This is a genomic window from Bradyrhizobium sp. 1200_D9_N1_1 (genome assembly GCF_052075915.1).
In the GTDB taxonomy this organism is placed as follows: Bacteria; Pseudomonadota; Alphaproteobacteria; order Rhizobiales; family Xanthobacteraceae; genus Bradyrhizobium; species Bradyrhizobium diazoefficiens.
Map to the genome: position 1 here is coordinate 1,154,849 of NZ_CP197226.1, position 21,768 is coordinate 1,176,616.

A 21,768-nucleotide genomic window follows, 5' to 3' on the forward strand; every position below is an offset into this window, starting at 1 on the left:
GCCGGCGCTGCTAAGCTCGGCATCGGCTCACAGACCGGGGCGATGAGGCTGCTCCCGGCTTCGCCATAGACGGGTGATCTTGTCCATCAGCGATGGGGTTTGAGAGCTCGGCAGGAAAGGATCGGCGTAGCATTGCGCATTGGCCGAGCGTGCCTTGTTCTTCACGATATCGACGAGACCAACGGGGCCGGCGACGTAGACCGTATCCTCCAGCCCGAGCAGGGGCAGGTAGTGCGATGGGCGCCCAGGCCTGATCGGTAGGGTAGATCCGACCTCCGTCGTCGCAATGACGTCGCGGACACCGTCGTCGATCAGCCACTGCAACGAGGGAAGCATATAGAGGTTATCGGCATCCCGGCTGCCGGCGACGATCGCCATCTCGCGGTTGCGCTGGGTCGAGCGCGCCGAGCGGGCCAGCGCCCAGATCGGGGCCCAGCCTGCTCCGCCGGCGACCAGCACCAGCGGCCCCTGGCCCTGTCGCAGATAGGCTTGTCCGAAGGGGCCTTGCACATGTGCCGCATGGCCGGGCCTGATGGCCTTGCCGATCTGCCCCGACACCGTGCCGTCAGGCAGGCGCCGGATGTGGAAGACGAGTTCGACTTGCTTGAAGGAGCCATCGAGTCTGAAGGTCGGGCTGAACTCGCGCGCAGGATAGCCGGAAAACTTGACGCGCACATATTGGCCCGGCCGAAACTCGAGCGGCGCTGAGGTCGTCAGCACGACTTCGGCGATCTCTGGCGAGAGCTCGTTGATCTCGGTAACGGCGCACGCCCGCTTCATCGGTAGCGGCAATTCTTCGAATTCGATCTCCGCATCGCCTGCGACCGCGGCCTGGCAGGCGAGCACAGTGCGGCCATGGCCCGAGCCGCCGTCATCGACCGAGCCCGAAACGACCGTCACCCGGCAGCTCTGACATTGTCCCGATCTGCAGTCGTGTGGAATGAGGATCGAGCCGCCGAGCGCCGCGTCGATCAGGCTTTCGCCGGCGCGGGCTTCGACGAGCTTGCCGTTGAGGACGAGCCGACAATGCGTCTTCATCGCGAGGCCTCTGGGCGCCGCGAATTTCTGCGAGCAGGCCGCTGCTCGCCGCGCCGGAATGCGATGCGCGGTTGAGGGCGAAGCGATGCTTCAGCGCAGCCGCGCCGTAGTGGCCTCCGGTCGAGCACGTCGCTCCCCATGAGACGCCTAGTTCTGCGTGACGACACGCACCGGGCGGTTATGGCTCGCATGCCGCGTCTGTGCATGGTCGAAGACAGCGACCCACATGTAGAGATCGTGGGCTGGCACGAAGGCTTTGTCATATCGGCCATCGCTTTTCATGTTGCGCGTCAGCTCGAGCGTCCAATGTCCGTTGCTCCATTTTGAAACCCCGGTGACATTGGCCCGCTCTCCTTCGTTGTCGCCGGCAATAATCACGCCGGGCAGGATCGTGCCAACGGGAATCCTCGCGTCGGCCTCTGGAGTGTAGGGTTCGCTCTCCCCGTCGAACATGTACCAGCGGCCGTTCTCGTCGTCGCTGCTGTCGGGATTAAGATCGAATTTGCTGAGGGCCGCGACCTGCGCCTTCCAGTCCTTGGGAAGCCGCAGAACCGTGACGGGTCCCTTGTCGTTCCTGTGGATGAACTTGAAGTTATACGAATAAAGAGCGCGACCAGGCTTGTTCCAATAGCCGCCCTGGTAGCGGGCATCGTAATTTTGCTCGTCCAAGGTCGGGGCGTAGGGCGGGCCGATATATTGGCTGTCGACACGCCCGAGCATGCCCCCGCGCGACGCCTTCCACTGCCACATGTCTATGTAGCTGGCATCCGTTGTGTAGTGGAAGCCCCGGCCGTTGATCGGCATCGGCTTGCCGGGCAGCGGGTTGGCGCCCAGATCCGTCGCGCCTGCGCCGCCGAGCGATGGATTATCCGAGAAAATGACCGCCAGTTTATCCTCGTAGAAGTCGACGGCGTCTTGCAGGCCCGCACGCTCGTCGAGGACGTGCCAGCCATCCTCTTTCTTGATGATCGGAATGCGGCGCAGGGAGCGCGTGGGATCTTCCCAGCGGAAGGCGAAATAGATCTTCTGCCCGTCGTGCAGGGCGCGCACCTCCACGAGCGATTCGCCCGATCCGCCGAGATTGGCACCCTGCTGCGTGCGGATGAAGACGGGGCGCGCGCGCGACCAGGCGGGATCGCCCATGGCGCCGTCCAGCTTGGGCGCGTCGCTCATCCGGGCGACGACGAGCGTATCGCGCGTCGCCCAGTCGAGCCCGGCGACGCCGCACGCGACTGCCACCCCGATTGCAGCGGCGACGAGAAGAGGCCTCGGCCGCACGGCCTTCGTGATCGCGAGCGGCGCCGGCCGAAACACGCGGAAAATCTGCTGCCAGCCGCCATAGAGAAAATGCGCGACGACATGCGCGAAGATATAGACGAGCGCGACGAAGGCGGCGGTCGAGTGGAGATAAGCCCACCAGCCGCCATAGCCGAGATACATCATCACGCCCGTCCCCGTGAGGAAGATCACGAGCGCATAGACGAACCAGTGCAGGATGATGTTGACGGCTCCCCATTTGAGGCGAGCTGGAGCGCGCATCGCGAGGATCCGCGTCTTCTTGGGGCTGTTGCGCTCGACGAGGCCGCTGCGCGCGAGGTAGGCGACGTAGGCCGACCCGCAGAAGAAGACGGCGAGTCCCGCGAGGAAGTGCCAGGAAAAGATCTCGCCCTGCGGCAGGACCGGAGCGAGCCATTTCGAGAAGGGGGCGCGCAGCGCGTCCGCTGCGATGCGTATGCCGGTAACGAGGCTTACGACGAATGCGAGCGCGGTCGCCCAATGGAGCGTTATCGTGCCGACATCCGTGCGTGGCGGGCTTTCGCCAGTCTTTGTTTGAGCGAGGCTTCTCTCGGTCAAGGCGTCGGCGTTCGTTCGAGCGGTGACATTGTTCAATTGCATAAAGCTTACCCACGCTAAACCGGCAAAGCTACAGCGTCCGCTTTTCGCTTCCCAGAAAAGCGGGCAGCTGCGAACAAGCTACCTCCGCGATATCATAAGCAAGTTATCAAGTCTGGCGAGATTGCTCGTTTCGCGACAATTCGTCCCCGGTCGGCCGTCCCTTGGACATTCGAGAAGGCGTGAGCATCACGAGGTTTCTGCTGGTGGGCAGTTTTGCTCCCCCTCGGTGACACCCTGCTGGTCGAAGGCGATCAGGCGGCTGTTGGCGATGGCAACGCGGTGGGTGTAGCGCGACAGATCGGCGAGCATGGCCTCGGGCCCGCCGAACGGCCGCTTTGCGTGGACGACCCACTCCGCTTGCGCAGTGGCGCCAGAAAGGCTGCGAGGCATTGAGATTTGGCGAGATGGGCGTGGTCGCCGGCGGATCGCTAAACCACGTCCGTCATAAACTCGGCGGAAGCCGTTGGGGGGCGTAGGTAGCCTCAGTGAGTCGATCCTCCCCAGTAGCTTGAATTTATATAACAATTTCAATTATATACGAGCTCGCGGTTTTGTTCTGAATGGCGCGCCATTTGCGGTGGTAAGTTGTCCCATGCGTCCTATCGATCGTCTGTTCTCCTGCCTCGCCCTGTTCCTTGCAATCGCAGCCGTTCCGGTCGCTCCCGTGCGCGCGGCCGAAACCTGCCCGTTCATCAGCGCCCAGGAGCTCGCCCGTGCGATGCCGGCGCTCAAATGGTCACTGATTTCAAATCAGGACGGTCGCGGCTGCATCTACCAGGCCGGGCGCGGTGACACGATGATGCTGACCGTGTTCCGCAATCCCGACAAGGACCGCGCCGGGGAATTGTACGCGACCTTCGTCAAGACGCTCGGCGAGCGCATGCCGCTGAACGCAGTCGCCGGGATCGGCGACGAAGGCCAGGGCGGAACGAGCGCCGCCGGCGCGCAGCGCCAGGAGGCCTCGGTCGTCGCCTTGTCCGGCGACTACATCCTGCAGATCAGCGTCTATCCGATCGGCCGGCGTGCCGACGATGCGCTACTCGGACCGATCACCGAAGCCGCGCGCGTTGCCATCGGGAATGTAAGCAAGAGCAGCGAGCGGTTCGGCAATTGCGAGTGGCTCACGGCCGCGGATGCCGACGGCTTTCTCGACAAGGGCACGCTGACGGTCCAGCGGACCGGCGCGGGCAGCTGCATGATGTTCGATCGCGAGGCCAACACCATGACCGTCGCGGTAATCGCGATCTCGCGCGACACCGTCGTCAGCATGATGAAGCGCACGGGCCCGTGCAAACACGTGGCGATACCCGAGCTCGGCAGTGAAGCGTTCGGCGAGCATTCCTGCACCAAGGGCAACGGCAACGCCGTCAACATCTATGTCTGGAAGAACGGCAGGCAGGCTTCGATCCTGTTCGCGCCGGTCAAGCCGCATCCTGAGTCCGGCACGGTCGAGCGCCTGAAGGCGGTCGCCGGGCGAGTCTATGGAAAACTGTAACGGCGCCGCGCGACAGCGCCGGCGCCCGCGCCTGTGGCTCGGCTGGATAGAGCGTCAGACTGCGCACAGTGGCACAGCGAAACAATAGTGCCCATCTTCATCGGCCGTGGCGCGCCATTCCGCTTCGTTTGCGATGCCGCCAATCAATTGTGGCCTTTGCTGCGCTTGCCTTGGCCTACGGGATCCTTGCCACAACGTTGGGCCGGTTTTTCTCGAGCCAGGCGACGGCCTCGGGTCCATCGACGACGCACTCGAAGGTTTCCCAGGTCGGGTCCTCCAGGGATTCCGATTGCAGTCGCTTCGCCGCATACTCAACGAGGTCGTGCAAGCCTTCGTATCCACGTCGGTGCTCGAGGGATTCTGCAATCGCCGTGCTGGTCCATCCTCGTCGAGCCAAATCGATGATGCTCGGAGCATCAGCCTCGTTGAACCACGGTGTGGCATCGAACTCGATACAGCGGACATTGTCGGCGGTATGGCACGTGGCGTGAATCATTGGATTCCTCCCTCTAGGCTTTGACCAGGTCCCCCAGCAAGTTCGCGGCCACCATGAGCTTGGCGAGCGTCAGGCCGCCGGCGGCAATCTCCTCGACCGCGCGGCGGATGCGCGTCGCCTCGGGATGAGCCGCAAGCCAGGTCTCCACAGCCTGCTGACCGGATTGGCCGGTTGCCAGCATATCCGCGGTCAGGCGTCTTTCGGCTGCCGCGATCAGTTCGACGGCGCGGTCGATGGCCAGGCGTTCGAAATGATCGCTGACCGGCACGCTGCGCGCGGCGGCGATGATGCGGTCGAGACGGAAATTGGCCTCGGTGGCAAAGAACGTCGCAGTGGCATCGCGGATGCTGCGGCCAGTGCGCTCGGCGACCGTCACGATGTCAGGCGCCGAGACCAGGGCGTCGAGGTCCGCCAATTCGCCCGCGAGGCCGGTCGGGACGCCGGCATCGGTCAGCTCCTGCCGGCGCTTGCCGCGCGCGGCTTGCAGGTCCGGCGGCAGGGCGTCGTCGAGGGAGGCTGCGATCTCGCGGACGGCCGGGCCAAACCGGGCGTTGATCGCGCTCAGCCCATCCTTGAAATCGACATTGCGCACATACCAGACCATGCGGGAGAGCAGGAGATCCTGGATCGTCGCGTAGAGGCTGAGCTGCAACTGCCCGTCGATACGTGTGTCGAGCGCGTCGATCGCGTCGTTGAGTCGCCTGAGCTCGTAGATCGCGTCCACCGCCACCTGCGCCATGACGATGGTCGAGATATCGGCGTCGGTCTCGTCGGTCAGGCGCACGATGCAGGCCGGGCCCCCGCGGTTGATCACGGCATTGACGAGACTGGTCGCGATGATCTCGCGTCGGAGGCGATGGTGCTCGACCGCGGTCGGGAATTTCTCGAGAACCTCGCGCGGAAAATACAGCGACAGTCTGCGGGCGAGATAAGGATCATCCGGCACGCCGGTGAGGAGCAGGTCTTCGTAGAGTGTCAGCTTGGCGTAGGCGAGCAATACGGCGAGCTCCGGCCGTGTCAGGGCCTGGCCGCGCCTCGTGCGCTCAGCGATCGCTGCATCGTCGGGCAGGAATTCCACGGCACGGCTGAGCAGGTGACGCTGCTCGAGCGACTGCATCAGGCGGGTGAGGAAGCCGGTCTCGGCCACGCCCTTGCGTTCGGCAAGCGAGAGCGCCAGCGTCTGGAGGTAGTTGTTGCGCAGCACCAGCGTGCCGACTTCATCGGTCATCGCGGCGAGCAGGGTGTTGCGGTCAGCCGGGCTGAGGCGTCCCTCGCGCTCGGGGCGCGCCAATGCAATCTTGATGTTGACCTCGACGTCGGAGGTATTCACGCCGGCGGAATTGTCGATCGCGTCGGTGTTGAGCTTGACGCCCGTCTGCGCCGCTTCGATGCGGCCGCGCTGGGTGACGCCGAGATTGGCGCCTTCGCCGATCACCCTGGCGCGAACCTCGGTCCCGGTGATGCGGATCGGATCATTGGCGCGGTCGCCGGCCTGATCGTCGCTCTCCGCCGACGCCCGGATGTAGGTGCCGATGCCGCCGAACCACAGCAAGTCCGCGCGCGCCTTCAGGATCGCCGTCATCACCTCGAACGGTGTGGCCTGCTCCTTGTCGAGATCGAGCAGGGTGCGCACTTCCGGTGCCAGTGGGATCGCCTTGAGCGTGCGCGAGAACACGCCGCCGCCCTGCGAGATCAGCGTCTTGTTGTAGTCCTGCCAGCTCGATCGCGGCAGGTCGAACAGGCGCTTGCGTTCGGCGAAGCTGATCGAGGGATCAGGCGAGGGATCGATGAAGATGTCGCGGTGATCGAATGCCGCCACGAGCTTTGTCGCCGGCGAGAGCAGCATGCCATTGCCGAAAACGTCGCCGGACATGTCGCCGACGCCGACCACGGTGAAAGGCATGGTCTGAATGTCGGTGCCGAGCTCGCGGAAGTGGCGCTTGACCGCTTCCCAGGCGCCGCGCGCCGTGATCCCCATCTTCTTGTGGTCGTAGCCCTGGCTGCCGCCGGAGGCGAAGGCATCGCCGAGCCAATGGTTCTTCTCGGCCGAAATCGCATTGGCGATGTCGGAGAAGGTGGCGGTGCCCTTGTCGGCGGCGACGACGAGGTAGGGGTCGTCGCCGTCATGCCGCACGGTCAAGTCGGGCGGCACGACGACGTCGCCGTCGAGATTGTCGGTGAGTTCGAGCAGCGAGCGAACGAAGATGCGATAGGCTTCGGTGCCCTCCGCGAGCCACGCCTCGCGATCGGAGGGCGGCGGCAGCCGCTTGGGCACGAAGCCGCCCTTGGCGCCCACCGGCACGATCACGGCGTTCTTGACCTGCTGTGCTTTCACCAGGCCGAGGATCTCGGTGCGGAAATCCTGCGGCCGATCGGACCAGCGCAAGCCACCGCGCGCAACCTTGCCGAAGCGCAGGTGAATGCCTTCGACGCGGGTTGAATAGACGAAAATCTCATAGAGTGGTCGGGGAGGGGGCAGGTCCTCGATCTTGCGCGCGTCGAACTTGAAGGAGATCACCGGGCGCGGATGTCCGTCCCGGCCGACCTGCCATAAATTGGTGCGGATGGTCGACTGCACCAGATTGGTGAAGCGGCGCAGGATGCGGTCTTCATCGAGCGAGGCGACGGATTTGAGCTGCTCCTCGATCTCGGCAAGCAGAGTTGCCTCGCGCGCCGAACGCTCGCGATCGGTCAGGACGAGGCGCGGATCGCGGCGGGCCTGGAACAGCGCGACGAGGTTGGCTGTGATCGCGGCGTTCTTGCGCAAGGTCTCCCACATATAGTCCTGGGTGAACGGAGCGCGGATCTGGTGCAAATAGCGCGACAGCGCCCGGATGGTCGAGACTTCCCGCCAGCCCAGGGCCGTGCGCAGGATCAGGGCGTTGTATCCGTCGGATTCGGCGCGATCGGTGACCACCGCCATGATTGAGGCTTCCAGGCGATGGCTGAATTCCCGGCTGATCTCGATCGGCTGGCCGTCGCTGGTCTCGATCGTCATGTCGTGCAGCCATACCGGCTCGGGCCTGTTGCCGGGCACGATCTGATAGGTGCGTTCGTCGACCACGCGCAGGCCGTGATTTTCGATCACCGGCACGCGATAGGACAGCGACAGCGGCGCGGCATCCGAGAACACCTTCAGGCCGAAGCGCCTGGGATCGTCCTCCTCGAAGCGGTGAACCGAAATCGTCACCGGGCGGGCCGGCGTGAGCTTCTCGATGGTGGCGATATCGGCGATCGCCTGTTCCGCCGTGGACACCTCGGTATAGCCGCCGGTAAAGGCCTGGGCATAGCGATTGGCGAGCATGCGCGCCCGCATGCCATCGGTCGACGCAGCTAGCGCGGCCTTCAGCTTGTCGGCCCAGGTCGCGGCAATGGCGCTGATCCCGGCTTCCAGCGCGGCGCGCTCGACGGCGGGAGTCTTACCTTCATAACGTCCGATGATGTAGTGGACGCGCGCCAATGCTCCTTCGGGGAAGGATACGTAGGAGGCCGACAGCGTCCCCCGGTAGGCCTGCGCTAGGAAGTTGGCGACGCGCGTGCGCACGTCGGTGTCGTATTTGTCGCGTGGAATGAAGACGAGGATGGAGACGAAGCGATCGAACTTGTCGACCCGGGCCAGCGCCCGGACGCGGGGGCGCTCATAGAGGATCAAAATCTCCATGACGAAATTGAAGAGGGTGTCGACGTCGACCTGGAATAGCTCGTCGCGCGGATATTCCTCGAGCATATGCATCAAGGCCTTGCCCGAATGGCTGTTCGGGTCGAAGCCGGCGCGCTGGAGCACCCGTGTCACCTTGTGGCGGATATAGGGGATCTGTCGTGCCGAGCGCGTATACGCGCCCGAGGTGAACAGGCCGACGACACGCAATTCGCCCTCGAGCCGGCCGTCGGGCGCATAGAGCTTGATGCCGACATAATCCATCCGGATGCGGCGATGAACCCGGCTGTTCACATTGGCCTTGATGACGATCAGCAGGGTCGGCTCGCGCATGAACTCGCGAATTTCCGATGTCATCACCACCATTTCGTTGCCGCGGCGCAGGACCTTCGCATCGGGATCGCGCAGGATGCCGAGGCCCTCGGCGGTCGTGATGTCGTCCGACCCATCGCTGTCGGGCGAGAAGCGATATTCGCGCACGCCGAGAAAGGTGAAATTGTCGGCGCACAGCCATTGCAGGAACTGATTGGCCTCGGCGACCTCGTCGATCGGCAGCGGCGGCGGATTGGACGAGAAAGTCTTGATCGCGTCCTCGACCCGGTCGCGCATGGCGCGCCAGTCGACGACGCAGGCGCGCACGTCGCTCAACGTCCTGGTGAGGCCGTCAATCAGCCTGTCGCGGTCAGCGTCGGCGTCCAGGCGGGTGATGTGGAGGTGAATCAGGCTCTCTCGCGCGCCCTTTGCTCCCTCCGGGAGGGCTTCACCGTAGAAGTGCAGCAGCTTGCCCTGGTCATCGCGCTCCACCGCGATGATGGGGTGAGCGACGAGGGTGACTTCGATGCCCTGCTCGGCGATTTCCGCCATGGTGGAATCGAACAGGAAGGGCATGTTGTCGTTGAGAATTTCGAGCACGGAAATCTCGCGCCCATCCGGCATCATCGGATTGACGATGCGGATATCGGCACGACCGGCCGTGCGCCGCTGCACGTGCTCCCAGGCTTGCTCCGCCAGCAGGGCAAGCGAGGAGGCATCGTAGTTGGCGAGATCCTCGCTATTGGTGTAGCCGAACAGAAGCTCGGCAAAGGTCCGGGGCGCCTTGCCCGGCTGCACGCTTTGCGCCGCGTCGTGGATCAGAGTTGCCCGGGCCTTGTCGTCGCGCCATGCCATAGCGTCCTCCATATCCCGGCCGACGAACCGCAAGTGCGGTCAGGCGTTGTTTTTGGAGTGCGTCTCTTCGCGCGCCATCGTCTCGACCGTATTTCAATCGCGTCGGTCTTGCGGCCTTCGCGATACTAGCATCCCGAAGCCGCCATGGCGCGCAGAGTTATGAGGCGTGCTCAAGGCCGAAGTCGGCGGCGAGCATCGCTGCGCTGCGAGCGCTTGCAAAATCACAAGGAGTTTCAATTGTGTAGGAGTTCGTGGCTTGGTTCTGGATGGCGCGGTCGCCCAGTACTCATCTGCGAACCCGGCCCCGTTTCGGCTGGCCAACACCGCCTTTTCGAGCAAATCTCTACTGCCCTGATCCCGATCGAGGTGTCGTCGATTCGTCGGAGATCGGGTGGTCGGCTGACGGCAGGCCGGCCGAGCCGACCTGCCGAAACCGAGAAGCCCGCCGCGGCGGTGTTGCCGCCGCGAGAACGGGCGCGATCCTTATTACTTTTTGTCGCCCATGTGGTGCGGCGACGAAGCGGGGCCGCCCGTGTAGTGATGGCCACCGGACGCGCCGTCCTTCGAAACGCCGACCGTCTCCTTCTTGCCCATGTGGTGGGGGACCTCGGTCTTCGGACCACCGCTGTAATGATGGCCGTTCTTTTCCTTGTCGGTGGTCTGCGCCATCGCCGGCACCGCCAACAGGGAAACGATGCCGATCGCAGCCAAGAGCTTCTTCGTGATCATGTCCGTTCTCCCGGATTGTGGACCCGCCATCATGAGGCGCAGCCGGGCTTTCCGCTTTGAGGGATTGCAAGCAATGAACACTTGGTAATCCTGTCGCGACCGCGGCTTTGGTTGACGTGAATCAACTCGCATCAGGCGGCGATCGTCACAATCCATCCAAATGCCAGATCTCACGAGGATTAACGATGCGAAGCCCCACGCTTGCGGCAGCTTTGCTGCTCACGATCCTCAGCAATCCCTCGTTCGCGCAATCGCCTGCCGAGCACCAGGGTCATCATCCTGACCAGAAGGAGGCGCCGGCAGCCAAGGCGCCCGCGGCTCCGGAGCCGCCGCGCGGCACCGGACCGTCCCAGGGCATGACCAGCGGCGGCATGATGAACATGATGGGCGGCAACATGCCGATGTCGGACATGATGCGGATGATGGGCATGATGCGACAGTCCGGCGACGGCATGGAGACGATCGATCGCGTGGAGGGGCGGATCGCTTTCCTCCGGACCGAGCTCAAGATCACGGACGCCCAGGCGCCGGCCTGGAACGCGTTTGCAGACGCGCTGCGCGCGAATGCCAAGGCCCTCGGCGAGCTGCGAACCTCGATGATGTCACAGGCCGGCACCGAGCCTTTGGTAGACCGGCTGACCTGGCAGGAGAAATGGCTGTCCGCGCGGCTCGAAGCTACCCGCGCGATGAAATCCGCGTTGACCAATCTCGTCGGCAGCTTTTCCGACGAGCAGAAGAAGACCGCCGACGAACTGCTCGCGCCGCAGATGGGCATGATGCCGGCGATGCGGGGCGGAGGCATGATGGGCATGGGAATGCAGCCCGGCAAGCCGATGCAGTGAGGCCCTGCGGGACTCGTGCCGTTGATCTGCGTCAACAATGATGGCAGCCGCGCCTCTAAGCTATCAAGCGCCATAGGAGCGTGCAGATGTCGCTGCAGGATCATTCCGGGTATCGAGAGCGCCCTCGAGAGGGCTTGTCGGTCAAGGCCAAGGCCGGCCTGGTCCTGGTGGGATTTCTGGTCATCGCGGGCGCACTCCTGTTCACCGAGCACAGGGCCCACGTGCTCGGATTGTTGATCTGGCTTCCGCTTCTCGCCTGTCCGCTGATGCACCTCTTCATGCATGGCGGACACGGTCACCACCATGGCGGCGGCCGCCCCAACGATCCAAGGAGCGCGTGATGCACGACACCGCGCCCGCCTACGGTCTCTGGAGCCTCGTCATCGTCAATTCGGTGGTCTTCATCCTGTTCGCCTACAGCTTCTTCAAGCCGCAGACCGCCCGCGACTGGCGCTCCTTCGGCGCCTTCAGCGCATTTTTGGTGGCGCTGTTCGTGGAGATGTACGGCTTCCCGCTCACCATTTACTTCCTTTCGGGATGGCTGCAGTCGCACTACCCGAACGTCGATTGGTTCTCCCATGACGCCGGGCACTTGCTCGAGATGATGTTCGGCTGGAAGACCAATCCGCACGCCGGACCGTTCCACATCCTGAGCTTCATCTTCATCGGCGCGGGCTTCGTCCTGATTTCCGCGGCCTGGAGGGTGCTGTACGATGCCCAGCAGACCCGAAGCCTCGCCACAAGCGGGCCTTACAGCTACGTTCTCCACCCCCAATACGTCGGCTTCATCATGGTGATGTTCGGCTTCCTGCTGCAATGGCCGACGATCCTGACGCTCGCGATGTTCCCGGTGCTGACCGTGATGTACGTCAGGCTGGCTCACACGGAGGAGCAGGATGCCCGAGCAGAATTCGGAGACGCCTATGTCAGATATGCGGCCGATGTGCCGGGATTCATTCCGAAGTTGAGCCGGGTCTTTGGCACTGAGTCCACTGGAGGATATCGGCATGGTTAGCCGGCGGGCGGTCGGCGCTCTGCTCGGAGGCCTCTGGCTGGCCGGTTGCTTGATCGGCATAGCGACCGCTGCGGACACCGACCTCTCAAAAACGGCAGGAGGAGTGACGGTCTACCTGGGCATCGTGCCGGCCGAGATCGTGAAGGGCCTCCCGTCGGGCTCCACCACCGAACGACCGATGCACGGGCGCACCCCAAAGGGGCCGCATGAATATCACGTCGTTGCCGCCGTCTTTGATGCAGCAAGCGGCGCGCGTATTTCTGATGCCGTCGTGACTGCGGAAGTATCAGGATTGGGCTTGTCCGGCGCCAAGAAGAAGCTTGAGCCAATGCAGATCTCGGGCACCACGACCTATGGCGGCTTCTTCGACCTTCCCGGATTTGATCTCTACACCGTGAAGCTCACTGTCGAGCGCACCGGCGCGAGTCCGGCTGCCCTGCAATTCAAGTACGACCATCGCCGGTAGACCGGTCCTTATGGTGCGGAAAAGGGCTGACCGCCTCTGTTTCGATTGGTTACACCGATGTTTGATCTTGTCCTTTCGCAGCTTGACAATCGCGATGACGTGGAGGTCGTCGAGCGCAAGGGAGCCGGTCACCCGGACACGATCTGCGATGCCCTTGCCGAGACGCTGTCCCGCAATCTCTGTCGCGAGTACCTGCGCAGATTCGGCCATGTGCTGCACTACAATGTCGACAAAGCGCTACTGTGCGGCGGCAGGGCAATGCCTACCTTCAACGGCGGAAAGGTGACCGATCCGATCAGAATCCTCCTGGCAGGACGGGCCGTTACCAACGTCGGAAACGAAGCGATTCCAGTCGAGGACATTGCCATCGAGGGCTCAAGGGCCTGGCTGAAGGCCAATCTCCATGCGCTGGACGCCGATCGTCACGTCCGTATCGAGGCCCTGGTTCATCAGGGCTCGCAGGACCTGCAATCGCTGTTCTCTCGGGGGAGCGCAAGGCAAATTCCGCTTGCCAACGATACGTCTTTCGGAGTTGGTCACGCACCGCTCAGTGCGCTCGAACGCCTCGTGCTCGCAATCGAACAGGGAATTCACGGCCGCGATCGCGCGCGTGACCATCCGGCTTGGGGTGAAGACATCAAAATCATGGCTGTCCGAAGCGGAGAGGGCGTCAAGCTGACAATCGCCTGCGCCATGATCGGGCGGTTTCTTAACGACATGGACAGCTATCTGCAACAAAAGGCGGCGCTCGCCGAGTACGTCCGTGAACGCGCAAGCGAGCACGGATTTAGGGATTGCGAGGTGGCCGTCAACGCTGCTGATGATGCGGCGTCCGATAGCATCTATCTGACCGTGACCGGCACCTCAGCGGAGGCTGGCGACGACGGGCAGGTCGGTCGGGGCAATCGCGTCAATGGCCTGATCACACCTTGGCGGCCGATGAGCTTGGAGGCTGCCGCCGGCAAGAACCCCGTTAGCCACGTCGGCAAGATCTACAACATCTTGGCAAAGCGAGTAGCTGAGACATTGGTCAGCGCCATTCCGGAGGTCTCCGCAGCGCAGTGCCTCATCGTCAGCCGGATCGGTGCGCCGGTGTCCATGCCGGATCTCGTTCATCTCAGGCTGGCGACGAAGGACGGCGTTCCCCCGGAGGAGCTAAGAGAGCGAGGTGCGGAGATTGTATCGGATCACCTTGGCAGGATCCCGGAACTGGTCGGCGAGCTCGTCGCCGGAGCAACTCATGTCTACTGAGCGTCTGTTTTGAGAAAACCGAGCGAATTCAGCGAGCTGCCTGATCTAAATCAATCCAGGGGAGCCTCAAAGGCGGAGAGTGACTGCTCACACTGTTTGAGACGCAATGACCCAATCCGTCTTCACAGCCACGGCTCTGACCAAGACCTACGTCTCCGGCGAGGTGGCGGTCCATGCCCTCAACAATGTCGATCTTGAGATCGCTGAGCGAGAAGTTGTCGTGCTGCTCGGCCCCTCCGGCAGCGGCAAGACGACCCTGCTCAACATCATGGGCGGTCTCGACCGGCCGACCAGCGGCAGGCTGTTCTTCCGGGATATCGACCTGACCGATCTCGAAGACCGCGAGCTCACGAAGTATCGCCGCGACCACGTCGGTTTCGTCTTCCAGTTCTACAATCTGGTGCCGAGCCTCACCGCCTACGAAAACGTGGCGTTGGTCACCGAGGTGGCCAAAAATCCGATGCGGCCGGCCGACGCCCTCGCTCTGGTCGGGCTCGAGGAGCGGATGCATCACTTTCCGGCGCAGCTATCCGGTGGCGAGCAGCAGCGCGTGGCCATAGCCCGCGCGATCGCGAAACGCCCGGCGGTGCTGCTCTGCGACGAGCCGACCGGGGCGCTGGATTCGAAGACCGGCATTCGCGTGATCGAAGCGCTGCTCGGCGTCAACCGACAGCTCGGCACCACGACAATTATCATCACGCACAACGCCAGCATCCAGCAGGTCGCCGACAGGGTGCTGTTCTTCGCCGACGGCCGCATCTCCAGGATCCAGAGGAACGAGACCCGTCGCGAAGCGGCCGAACTCAGCTGGTGACGGCATGAGGGCGCTCGACATCAAGCTGTTCCGGGACGTCAGGCGAATGTGGGCGCAGGTCCTCGCCATCGCGCTGGTCGTCGGAGGCGGCGTCGCCACGCTGGTGCTCGCCGTCGGCTCGCATCGGTCTCTCGAAGAGACGCGGATCGCGTACTACGAACGGTACAGCTTCGGCGACGTGTTCGCCCAGGCGAAGCGCGCACCCAAGGCCCTCGCCGGCAGGATCGCGGAAATCCCCGGTGTCGCCGCCGTCGACGCGCGCATCGCGAAGCTCGCGCTGCTCGACATCCCAGGCTTTTCCGAACCGGCCAGTGGGCAGTTCGTATCCCTACCTGACAACGCCGAGCCGCACCTCAATCGGCTGTACATCCGTTCCGGACGGCTTCCGGAGCCGGGGCGGACAGAGGAGGTCGTCGTTAACGAGCCGTTCGCGCGAGCGCATGGGTTCTCCGAAGGGGCGCGATTCTCGGCCATTCTGAACGGCAAGAAGCGTGAGCTCGTCATCGTCGGCACGGCCCTGTCCCCCGAGTTCGTCTACACGGTCGGCCCGGGCGACCTGATGCCGGACGACCGCCGCTTCGCCATCGTCTGGATGTCGGAGAAGGCGCTCGCAGGCGTCTACGATCTCGACGGCGCCTTTTCGGCAGTTTCGGTCAAGCTGCAGCCCGGCGCCGCCGAGCGCGAGGTCATCTTGCAGCTGGATGCCTTGCTCGATCCCTACGGCGGCCAGGCGGCCCACGGGCGGAAGGACCAGACCTCGCACGCCTGGCTCGATCATGAACTCGACATGCTCAACAACATGAGCCGCACGCTGCCGCCGATCTTCCTTCTGGTATCCGCGTTCCTGGTCAATCTCACCCTCAGCCGGCTGGTCGCTCTGGAGCGCGAGCAGATCGGCCTCCTGAAGGCATTGGGCTACACGGACGGCAGCATCGTTCTGCACTATTTCAAGTTCGTCGCCATGATCGTGGCGGCGGGAATCGTCCTGGGCAGCATCGTCGGGACCTTACTGGGACTGCGCGTCACGGGGCTGTTCGGCGACTTCTTCCACTTCCCGTTCCTGGTGTTCGCGAAGGCGCCGGATCTGTATGTGATCGCCGGCGCGCTCAGCGCTGCCGCCGCGGCGATCGGCGCGTTGCGGGCGCTGCGCGAAGTCGTGAAGCTGGCGCCCGCAGTCGCCATGCAACCGCCGGCCCCTCCGGTGTACCGGCGGCTGCTCCCGGCGAGCATTCAGCTCGACGAAGTCGTGTCGCAGCCGACGCTGATGATGATCCGCAACATCGCGCGACACCCGGTCCGGGCCGCGTTCACGGCGCTTGGGATGGCGCTGGCCACCGCGATCCTGGTCGTCTCGCTGTTTACCCGGGACACGATGGAGCAACTGATCGACGTGACCTACTTCCTCGCCGACCGGCAGGACGCGACCATCGGCTTCGTCGAGAAGCGGATCGAGAATGTCGTGGAGCAGGTGAACCGGCTGCCCGGCGTTCTCGCCGCCGAGCCGTTCCGCGAGGTGCCCGTCCGGATCCGCCATGGCAACGTCGAGCGCCGGATCACGATCAGCGGCCGGCCCGCCGGTGCCGACCTGAGGCGCATCATCGACGTCGACCTCCGGCCGGTCGCGCTTCCGGAGACCGGCCTCGCGATCTCCGGCATGCTCGGCCACATCCTTGGGGTCGCGGCCGGCGATACCGTCGAGCTCGATCTGCTCGAGGGCGCCCGACATACCGTCACGATGCCGGTCGTGGCCACCGTCGAGGACTATTTCGGCATCAGGGGCATGATGGATATCGACGCACTTCGGCAGGTCATGCGCGAGGCCCCCGTCGTCACCAGCGTCAACCTCAGCCTCGACGAGAACCGGAAGGAGGACTTCTACGCGGCCGTGAAGTCCATGCCGACGGTCGCCGGTGTGGCGCTGCAGCGCGTCTCGCTGGCCAACTTTCGGAAGACGGTCGCGCTGCTCATCACCACGATGGCGAGCATCTACACCGGGCTCGCCGCCGTGATCGCGTTCGGCGTCGTCTACAACAACGCCCGGATCTCGCTGTCGGAGCGGGCGCGGGAATTGGCGAGCCTGCGCGTCCTCGGCTTCACGCGCGGCGAGGTTCTGCGCATCCTCCTGCTTGAGCTCGCCATCCTGACGCTGATCGCACAACCGCCCGGATGGGCGATGGGTTACGGGCTCGCGTGGGTCATGAAGACGAACCTGGCCGGAGAACTGATGCGCGTCCGCCTTGTCGTCGAGCATTCGACCTACGTCTTCGCCACGTCCGTGGTGGTGCTGGCCGCTGTCGCCTCCGCGGTGGTCATCCGCGAACGCATCGATAAACTGGACCTCGTGGCGGTCCTCAAGACGCGAGACTAGCCATGTCGGCAAACTGGACCAAACGTATCATCGGTGCTGCGGCCCTGGCCGGGATCGCGGGCGGACTGGCGTGGTTCGCATGGCCCCGGCCGGTTCTGGTCGATCTCGCGACCGTCGCGAAAGGCCCGATCGAAGTCACGGCGGACGACGACGGCAAGACGCGCGTCCGCCACGTCTACACCGTCTCGGCGCCCATCGCAGGCAAGGTCCTGAGGATTTCGCATCCGTTCGGCGAGCAGGGGCCGTCGCTTCACGTCGGCGACGAGGTCGTCGCCAACCAGACCGTCATCGCCTTGATGCAGCCGACACTGCCGGGCTTCATCGACGTGCGCTCCCGCGACCAGCTTCAGGCGGAAGTTGCGGCCGCGGACGCAGCCATCCAGCAACAGGAAGCCGAGGTACAGCGGATCGGAGCGGCGCTGGACTTTTCCAGGACCGAGTTCCAGCGGGCGCAGACGCTGTTGCGGACGCAGTCCACCTCGGCCCAGGCCTTCGATAAGGCGAAGTTCGACGTGGCCACGAACGAGGCCGCCTTGGCGAGCGCCAAGGCTCAGGTCGACATGCGGCGTGCGGTACGCACCAGCCTGGCTGCCCGGTTGATGGATCCAGCCAACGCTGCCCCGTCGGGGGAGCCGACCTGTTGCGTCCGGGTACTCGCGCCGGCGAGCGGACGGGTGCTGAAGATCGTCCAGGACAGCGAGGCGACGGTCCTGCCAGGGACGCCGCTCGTCGATATCGGCAACCCGCTCGATCTGGAGGTCGTGGCCGACCTGCTCTCGACCGACGCCGTGCAGATCAAGGTTGGCGCGCCCGTCCGGATCGACGGCTGGGGCGGGGCCCCGATCAAGGGCAAGGTCGTGCGCGTGGACCCCGCGGGCTTCCTGAAGGTGTCGGCGCTAGGCATTGAGGAGCAGCGGGTACGGGTGACGATCGATTTCGTGGATCCGCCCGAAGTGTGGTCCCAGCTTGGCCACGACTACCGGGTGGTCGTCCATGTGACCACCTGGAGCGCCACCGATGCATTGACCATCCCGGTGAGTGCCTTGTTCCGAAAAGGTGACCAGTGGGCCGTTTTTGCCGACGAGAATGGGCATGCCCGGCTCGAGCCGGTCCAGATCGGTCACCGCAATAGACACGTGGCTGAGGTGATCTCTGGACTGGCTGTCGGCGATCGGGTCGTAGTGCATCCGAGCGATCGGATTGTGAGTGGCGGGAGAATCGGACAGCGGGAGGTGCCCTGAGCTCGTGCCTTGATACCTCGTGTGGCCGCAGCCGAGCAGTCTCCGTGCTCCAGAAGGCTGGCGCCATCTGCAGTGGGTCGTGTTTGGGTGCGCCATAAGTTGTATGGTCACTTCAATAACATACGAGTTCGCAGTTTTATTCTGGATGGCGCGCCGTTCATCATCAGGCAATCATGCGCTCTTCGGCCGAAACGCGACGACTGATCCGGCCGGCTCTTCCTCGCCCATCGCCGCCTCGATCGCCTTCGCAAGTGCGGCCTGGTCGAACGGCTTTGCCAGGCGCGGCAGGCTGGATCGCGTGTCGCTCGGGAGGTCCGCGTATCCCGTGCTGAGGAGGATGACCGTCTCCGGGCGCTCCGCTGCGATGGCGTTGGCAAGCTGCAGGCCGGTCATGCCGGGCATGGCATAGTCGGTCACGACCAGGTCGACGGTGCGGGTGCGGCGGAGCAAGGCCAGCGCCTCATCGCCCGAGCGCGCCTCGACCACGACGTGCCCGAGATCCTCCAGCATCGCTGCCGTGTTCTCGAGCACCAGGAGGTCGTCGTCGACGACGAGCACGGAAAGCTGCCGGCTGGGCCGGGCTACGGCTGCCGGAGCCGCTATGCGCAGGTCCGGCACCGCGGTCTCCTCGGCGATCGGCAGCCAGATGTCGGCCGTCGTGCCCTCTCCGGGACGGCTCTTCAAGACGAGCCTGCCGCCGGACTGCTCGGCGAGTCCGTGGACCATCGACAGGCCGAGCCCGGTGCCCTTGCCGACGCCCTTGGTCGTGAAGAACGGCTCCTGGGCGTGCTTGAGGATCTCGTCGCTCATGCCGCAGCCCGTGTCGCTCACCGAGAGCGCGACATAGCCGCTGCTCGAAAGGCCGCCTTCGCCCTGCTCCTCGCGTGCGGCGATGGTGATCTGGCCGCCGTCCGGCATCGCATCGCGCGCGTTGACCGCCAGGTTGAGGATCGCCAGTTCGAGCTGGTTCGCGTCGACCTTCACCTTCGGCAGATGCATCGGGAACCGCGTCTCGACATCAATTCCGGCCTCGAATTTCAGCAATGACGCCATGCCGCGCACCAACTCACGGACGTCGACGACCGCCGGCCTGAGATCCTGCTTGCGCGCGAAAGCGAGCATGCGCTGGGTCAGGGAGGCGCCGCGCACCGCGCCCTGCATCGCGTTCTCCACCAGGCGCAGGATCTTCGGATCGTCCGTCGGCAGGCGCTTCTTCAGCAGTTCGAGGCTGCCGAGAACGGCCGCGAGCAGGTTGTTGAAGTCGTGGGCCACGCCGCCGGTGAGCTGGCCGATGGTCTCCATCTTCTGCGACATCATCAATGCTTCGCGCGCGCGGTCCAGCGCTTCCTGCGCCCGTCTCCGTTCGCTGACGTCGCGCACGATCTTCGCAAAGCCGGCGATTGCGCCGCTGTCGTTCCGGACCGCGACGATCGTTGCCTCCGCCCAGAAGCGGCTGCGGTCCTTGCGCACCCGCCAGCCTTCTATGGCGGACTTCCCCTCCCGCTCGGCTTCAACGAGCGCGCGCGCGGGCGCCCCGGCCGCGCAATCTTCCTCGGTGTGAAAAATGGTGTAGCTCGTCCCGACGATGTCGTCGCCATAGCCCATCAGCCGGCGCGCGCCGAGATTCCAGTTGCCCACGCGCCCGTCCGGATCGAGCATGAAGATCGCGTGGTCCGCGATGCCTTCGACAAGCAGCCGAAAGCGTTCTTCGCTGCGCCTCAGTGCGGCGGCCTCGCGTTGGGCGCGCTCCGCCGATGCCCTGTCATAGACGGCCGCCGCGATGCCGATGCTCAGGATCATGATGGTGATGCCGGCGAGCAGGAACGCGAGCGGCGCCTGACCGACGCCGAGATGGCCTGCCGGCCGGGCCATGGCGCTCGTCGGCAGGAACATGACGCCTTCCATCGCGGCATAGTGCATGCCGGAGATCGCAAGGCCCATCACCAGGCCCGCGAACAGCCGCTGCACCGCGTTGGTGTTGCGAAAGGCGAGCCAGAGCGCCACGATCGAGGCGCTGATCGCGATCAGGATCGAGAGCACGACCCATCGGGGATCGTATTGGATGAGGGCCGCCATCCGCATCGCGGCCATGCCGGTATAGTGCATGCCGGAGATGCCAAGTCCCATCGCGAAGCCGGATGCGAGCAGCGCCTGCGGGCGTCGTCCGACAACGGCAAAGGCGGCAGCGGCGACGACGATCGGAATGACGAGCGAGAGCAGAGTCAGGAATGGATCGTAGGAGATTTCGATTCCAGGCAGGCTGAAGGCCAGCATGCCGACGAAGTGCATCGACCAGATGCCGCCGCCCATGGCGATCGCCGCGGCGACCAGCCAGGATCGGCGGGCCCTTCCCGAAGCAGCTCGCATTCGGGTCGCCAGGTCCAGCGCCGTATAGGAGGCGAGGGCCGCGATCAGAATCGATAGCGCGACCAGAACGGGATCGTGAGAAGCCGCATGATGATGCATTTCGGCCAACGCTAGCCGAAGTTGCGTTCGGGCTTACGCATGAGGTCCTCCCCGACACCGAAATCGTCCGCGGCACCAAGACAGGCGCCGCAGGCGTCCACGACGTTCGAATCGACCGCCATGGTGCACGCAATCCTGCGGTGCCGCCACTCTCATGGTGTCATCGCCCCGGCCCGCGGGAACCATCCGTCAGGCCGGCAGCAGACCGGCCGCGCGGTAGCTGTCGATCAAGGTGTCGTAGAGCGACAGATCCGAGCGGCTCCGCGCCAGGAGCTGGGCGCCGCCGATCGCGGCGAAGATCGCCCGGGCGCGCCGTTCGCTCTCCCCGGAACTGCTCGGAGCCGCAGCGGCCAGGACCTTGCTCAGCCAGGCGACATTCACATCGGCAAAGGCCTGCACCTCCCGCTTCACCGCGTCCGGCAGGTCGTCATGCTCGGCAGCCATGAAGCTGCACAGGCACATGCGGTTGCCGTTCTCGAGCGCCTTGCGAAAGACGTCGGGATAGCGGTGCAGGCAGCGCAGCGGATCCGGGGTTTCCGCCAGCATGGCTTCGAGCGCCGCCGCGGTGTCCTCCCAGTAGCGCCTGGCGACCGCTGCGCCGAGATCGGCCTTGCTCGGGAAATGATAGTGGATGCTCGCGGCCTTGATGCCGACCTCAGCGGCGAGATCGCGGAAGTTCAGGCCGCCATAGCCGTGCGCCTGTGCGGTGCGTCTGGCGGCCGCCAGGATGGCTTCCCGTGCGCTGGTACTCATGTCGCCGCCTCACCGCTTCGTTATCTACCAAGTGACAGATAGGCTTTGACCGCCGGGTTTTGAAGGCTATAAA

The 21,768-nt window shown here is 64.5% G+C and carries 16 protein-coding genes and 1 pseudogene; 9 read left to right on the plus strand and 8 right to left on the minus strand.

Annotated features, from left to right (window positions below; translation table 11 throughout):
* Positions 1-27: 27 nt before the first annotated feature.
* The 3 genes and pseudogenes from AB5K84_RS05610 to AB5K84_RS05620 all read right to left on the minus strand — a co-directional run.
* A complete protein-coding gene (locus tag AB5K84_RS05610; protein WP_011090721.1) occupies positions 28-1,038 on the minus strand; it encodes a 2Fe-2S iron-sulfur cluster-binding protein in 1,011 nt (336 codons plus the stop codon).
* A gap of 147 nt (positions 1,039-1,185) precedes the next feature.
* Positions 1,186-2,934, minus strand: a complete 1,749-nt coding sequence (locus tag AB5K84_RS05615; protein WP_011090720.1) for an ethylbenzene dehydrogenase-related protein — start codon at positions 2,932-2,934, stop codon at positions 1,186-1,188.
* Between the two features lie 225 nt (positions 2,935-3,159).
* Positions 3,160-3,353 (minus strand): annotated as a pseudogene (locus tag AB5K84_RS05620) (transposase); the annotation flags it as partial.
* Between the two features lie 173 nt (positions 3,354-3,526).
* On the opposite strand from AB5K84_RS05620, the gene AB5K84_RS05625 reads away from it, so the two are divergent.
* A complete protein-coding gene (locus tag AB5K84_RS05625) occupies positions 3,527-4,429 on the plus strand; it encodes a hypothetical protein (protein ID WP_038966084.1) in 903 nt (300 codons plus the stop codon).
* A 175-nt stretch (positions 4,430-4,604) separates the two neighbouring features.
* Here AB5K84_RS05625 and AB5K84_RS05630 read toward each other — a convergent pair whose 3' ends face one another.
* From AB5K84_RS05630 to AB5K84_RS05640, 3 genes are all read right to left on the minus strand, one after another.
* A complete protein-coding gene (locus AB5K84_RS05630; RefSeq protein WP_038966087.1) occupies positions 4,605-4,925 on the minus strand; it encodes a hypothetical protein in 321 nt (106 codons plus the stop codon).
* A gap of 13 nt (positions 4,926-4,938) precedes the next feature.
* The gene (locus AB5K84_RS05635) at positions 4,939-9,762 is read right to left on the minus strand and encodes an NAD-glutamate dehydrogenase (RefSeq protein ID WP_011090718.1); all 4,824 of its coding nucleotides are present in this window, start codon (positions 9,760-9,762) and stop codon (positions 4,939-4,941) included.
* 474 nt (positions 9,763-10,236) lie between these two features.
* A complete protein-coding gene (locus AB5K84_RS05640; RefSeq protein WP_028175482.1) occupies positions 10,237-10,479 on the minus strand; it encodes a hypothetical protein in 243 nt (80 codons plus the stop codon).
* Positions 10,480-10,664: 185 nt separating this feature from the next.
* Here AB5K84_RS05640 and AB5K84_RS05645 point away from each other — a divergent pair, with 185 nt between their 5' ends.
* The 8 genes from AB5K84_RS05645 to AB5K84_RS05680 all read left to right on the plus strand — a co-directional run bounded on the left by AB5K84_RS05645 (position 10,665) and on the right by AB5K84_RS05680 (position 18,476).
* The gene (locus AB5K84_RS05645) at positions 10,665-11,321 is read left to right on the plus strand and encodes a Spy/CpxP family protein refolding chaperone (RefSeq protein WP_038966088.1); all 657 of its coding nucleotides are present in this window, start codon (positions 10,665-10,667) and stop codon (positions 11,319-11,321) included.
* Positions 11,322-11,407: 86 nt separating this feature from the next.
* Positions 11,408-11,662 (plus strand): DUF2933 domain-containing protein, encoded by a 255-nt coding sequence (locus tag AB5K84_RS05650; protein WP_038966089.1) that lies wholly within the window; start codon positions 11,408-11,410, stop codon positions 11,660-11,662.
* Entirely contained in the window at positions 11,662-12,336 is a 675-nt protein-coding gene (locus AB5K84_RS05655) for a methyltransferase family protein (protein WP_038966090.1), read from the plus strand. Before AB5K84_RS05650 ends, AB5K84_RS05655 begins: the two co-directional genes overlap by 1 nt.
* Before the next feature lie 49 nt (positions 12,337-12,385).
* Positions 12,386-12,802, plus strand: coding sequence for a hypothetical protein (locus tag AB5K84_RS05660; protein ID WP_236842151.1), 417 nt, complete (start codon positions 12,386-12,388; stop codon positions 12,800-12,802).
* Positions 12,803-12,859: 57 nt separating this feature from the next.
* Complete coding sequence (locus tag AB5K84_RS05665; protein WP_011090712.1) at positions 12,860-14,053, plus strand: methionine adenosyltransferase; 1,194 nt, start codon at positions 12,860-12,862, stop codon at positions 14,051-14,053.
* A gap of 106 nt (positions 14,054-14,159) precedes the next feature.
* Positions 14,160-14,867: an ABC transporter ATP-binding protein gene (locus AB5K84_RS05670; RefSeq protein ID WP_011090711.1), complete on the plus strand. Its 708-nt coding sequence runs from the start codon at positions 14,160-14,162 to the stop codon at positions 14,865-14,867.
* 4 nt (positions 14,868-14,871) lie between these two features.
* A complete protein-coding gene (locus AB5K84_RS05675) occupies positions 14,872-17,235 on the plus strand; it encodes an ABC transporter permease (RefSeq protein WP_011090710.1) in 2,364 nt (787 codons plus the stop codon).
* 2 nt (positions 17,236-17,237) lie between these two features.
* Complete coding sequence (locus tag AB5K84_RS05680; RefSeq protein WP_011090709.1) at positions 17,238-18,476, plus strand: efflux RND transporter periplasmic adaptor subunit; 1,239 nt, start codon at positions 17,238-17,240, stop codon at positions 18,474-18,476.
* A 171-nt stretch (positions 18,477-18,647) separates the two neighbouring features.
* Here the strand turns inward: AB5K84_RS05680 and AB5K84_RS05685 are convergent, their stop codons facing one another.
* Positions 18,648-20,942 (minus strand): MHYT domain-containing protein, encoded by a 2,295-nt coding sequence (locus AB5K84_RS05685; RefSeq protein ID WP_011090708.1) that lies wholly within the window; start codon positions 20,940-20,942, stop codon positions 18,648-18,650.
* Between the two features lie 189 nt (positions 20,943-21,131).
* Positions 21,132-21,695, minus strand: coding sequence for a TetR/AcrR family transcriptional regulator (locus AB5K84_RS05690; protein ID WP_011090707.1), 564 nt, complete (start codon positions 21,693-21,695; stop codon positions 21,132-21,134).
* Between the last annotated feature and the right edge of the window lie 73 nt (positions 21,696-21,768).

Coding starts and splice junctions, on each gene's coding strand:
- AB5K84_RS05610 (WP_011090721.1), bottom strand. CDS start 1,038: ATGAAGACGCATTGTCGGCTCGTCCTCAACGGCAAGCTCGTCGAAGCC.
- AB5K84_RS05615 (WP_011090720.1), bottom strand. CDS start 2,934: ATGCAATTGAACAATGTCACCGCTCGAACGAACGCCGACGCCTTGACC.
- AB5K84_RS05625 (WP_038966084.1), top strand. CDS start 3,527: ATGCGTCCTATCGATCGTCTGTTCTCCTGCCTCGCCCTGTTCCTTGCA.
- AB5K84_RS05630 (WP_038966087.1), bottom strand. CDS start 4,925: ATGATTCACGCCACGTGCCATACCGCCGACAATGTCCGCTGTATCGAG.
- AB5K84_RS05635 (WP_011090718.1), bottom strand. CDS start 9,762: ATGGAGGACGCTATGGCATGGCGCGACGACAAGGCCCGGGCAACTCTG.
- AB5K84_RS05640 (WP_028175482.1), bottom strand. CDS start 10,479: ATGATCACGAAGAAGCTCTTGGCTGCGATCGGCATCGTTTCCCTGTTG.
- AB5K84_RS05645 (WP_038966088.1), top strand. CDS start 10,665: ATGCGAAGCCCCACGCTTGCGGCAGCTTTGCTGCTCACGATCCTCAGC.
- AB5K84_RS05650 (WP_038966089.1), top strand. CDS start 11,408: ATGTCGCTGCAGGATCATTCCGGGTATCGAGAGCGCCCTCGAGAGGGC.
- AB5K84_RS05655 (WP_038966090.1), top strand. CDS start 11,662: ATGCACGACACCGCGCCCGCCTACGGTCTCTGGAGCCTCGTCATCGTC.
- AB5K84_RS05665 (WP_011090712.1), top strand. CDS start 12,860: ATGTTTGATCTTGTCCTTTCGCAGCTTGACAATCGCGATGACGTGGAG.
- AB5K84_RS05670 (WP_011090711.1), top strand. CDS start 14,160: ATGACCCAATCCGTCTTCACAGCCACGGCTCTGACCAAGACCTACGTC.
- AB5K84_RS05675 (WP_011090710.1), top strand. CDS start 14,872: ATGAGGGCGCTCGACATCAAGCTGTTCCGGGACGTCAGGCGAATGTGG.
- AB5K84_RS05680 (WP_011090709.1), top strand. CDS start 17,238: ATGTCGGCAAACTGGACCAAACGTATCATCGGTGCTGCGGCCCTGGCC.
- AB5K84_RS05685 (WP_011090708.1), bottom strand. CDS start 20,942: ATGCATCATCATGCGGCTTCTCACGATCCCGTTCTGGTCGCGCTATCG.
- AB5K84_RS05690 (WP_011090707.1), bottom strand. CDS start 21,695: ATGAGTACCAGCGCACGGGAAGCCATCCTGGCGGCCGCCAGACGCACC.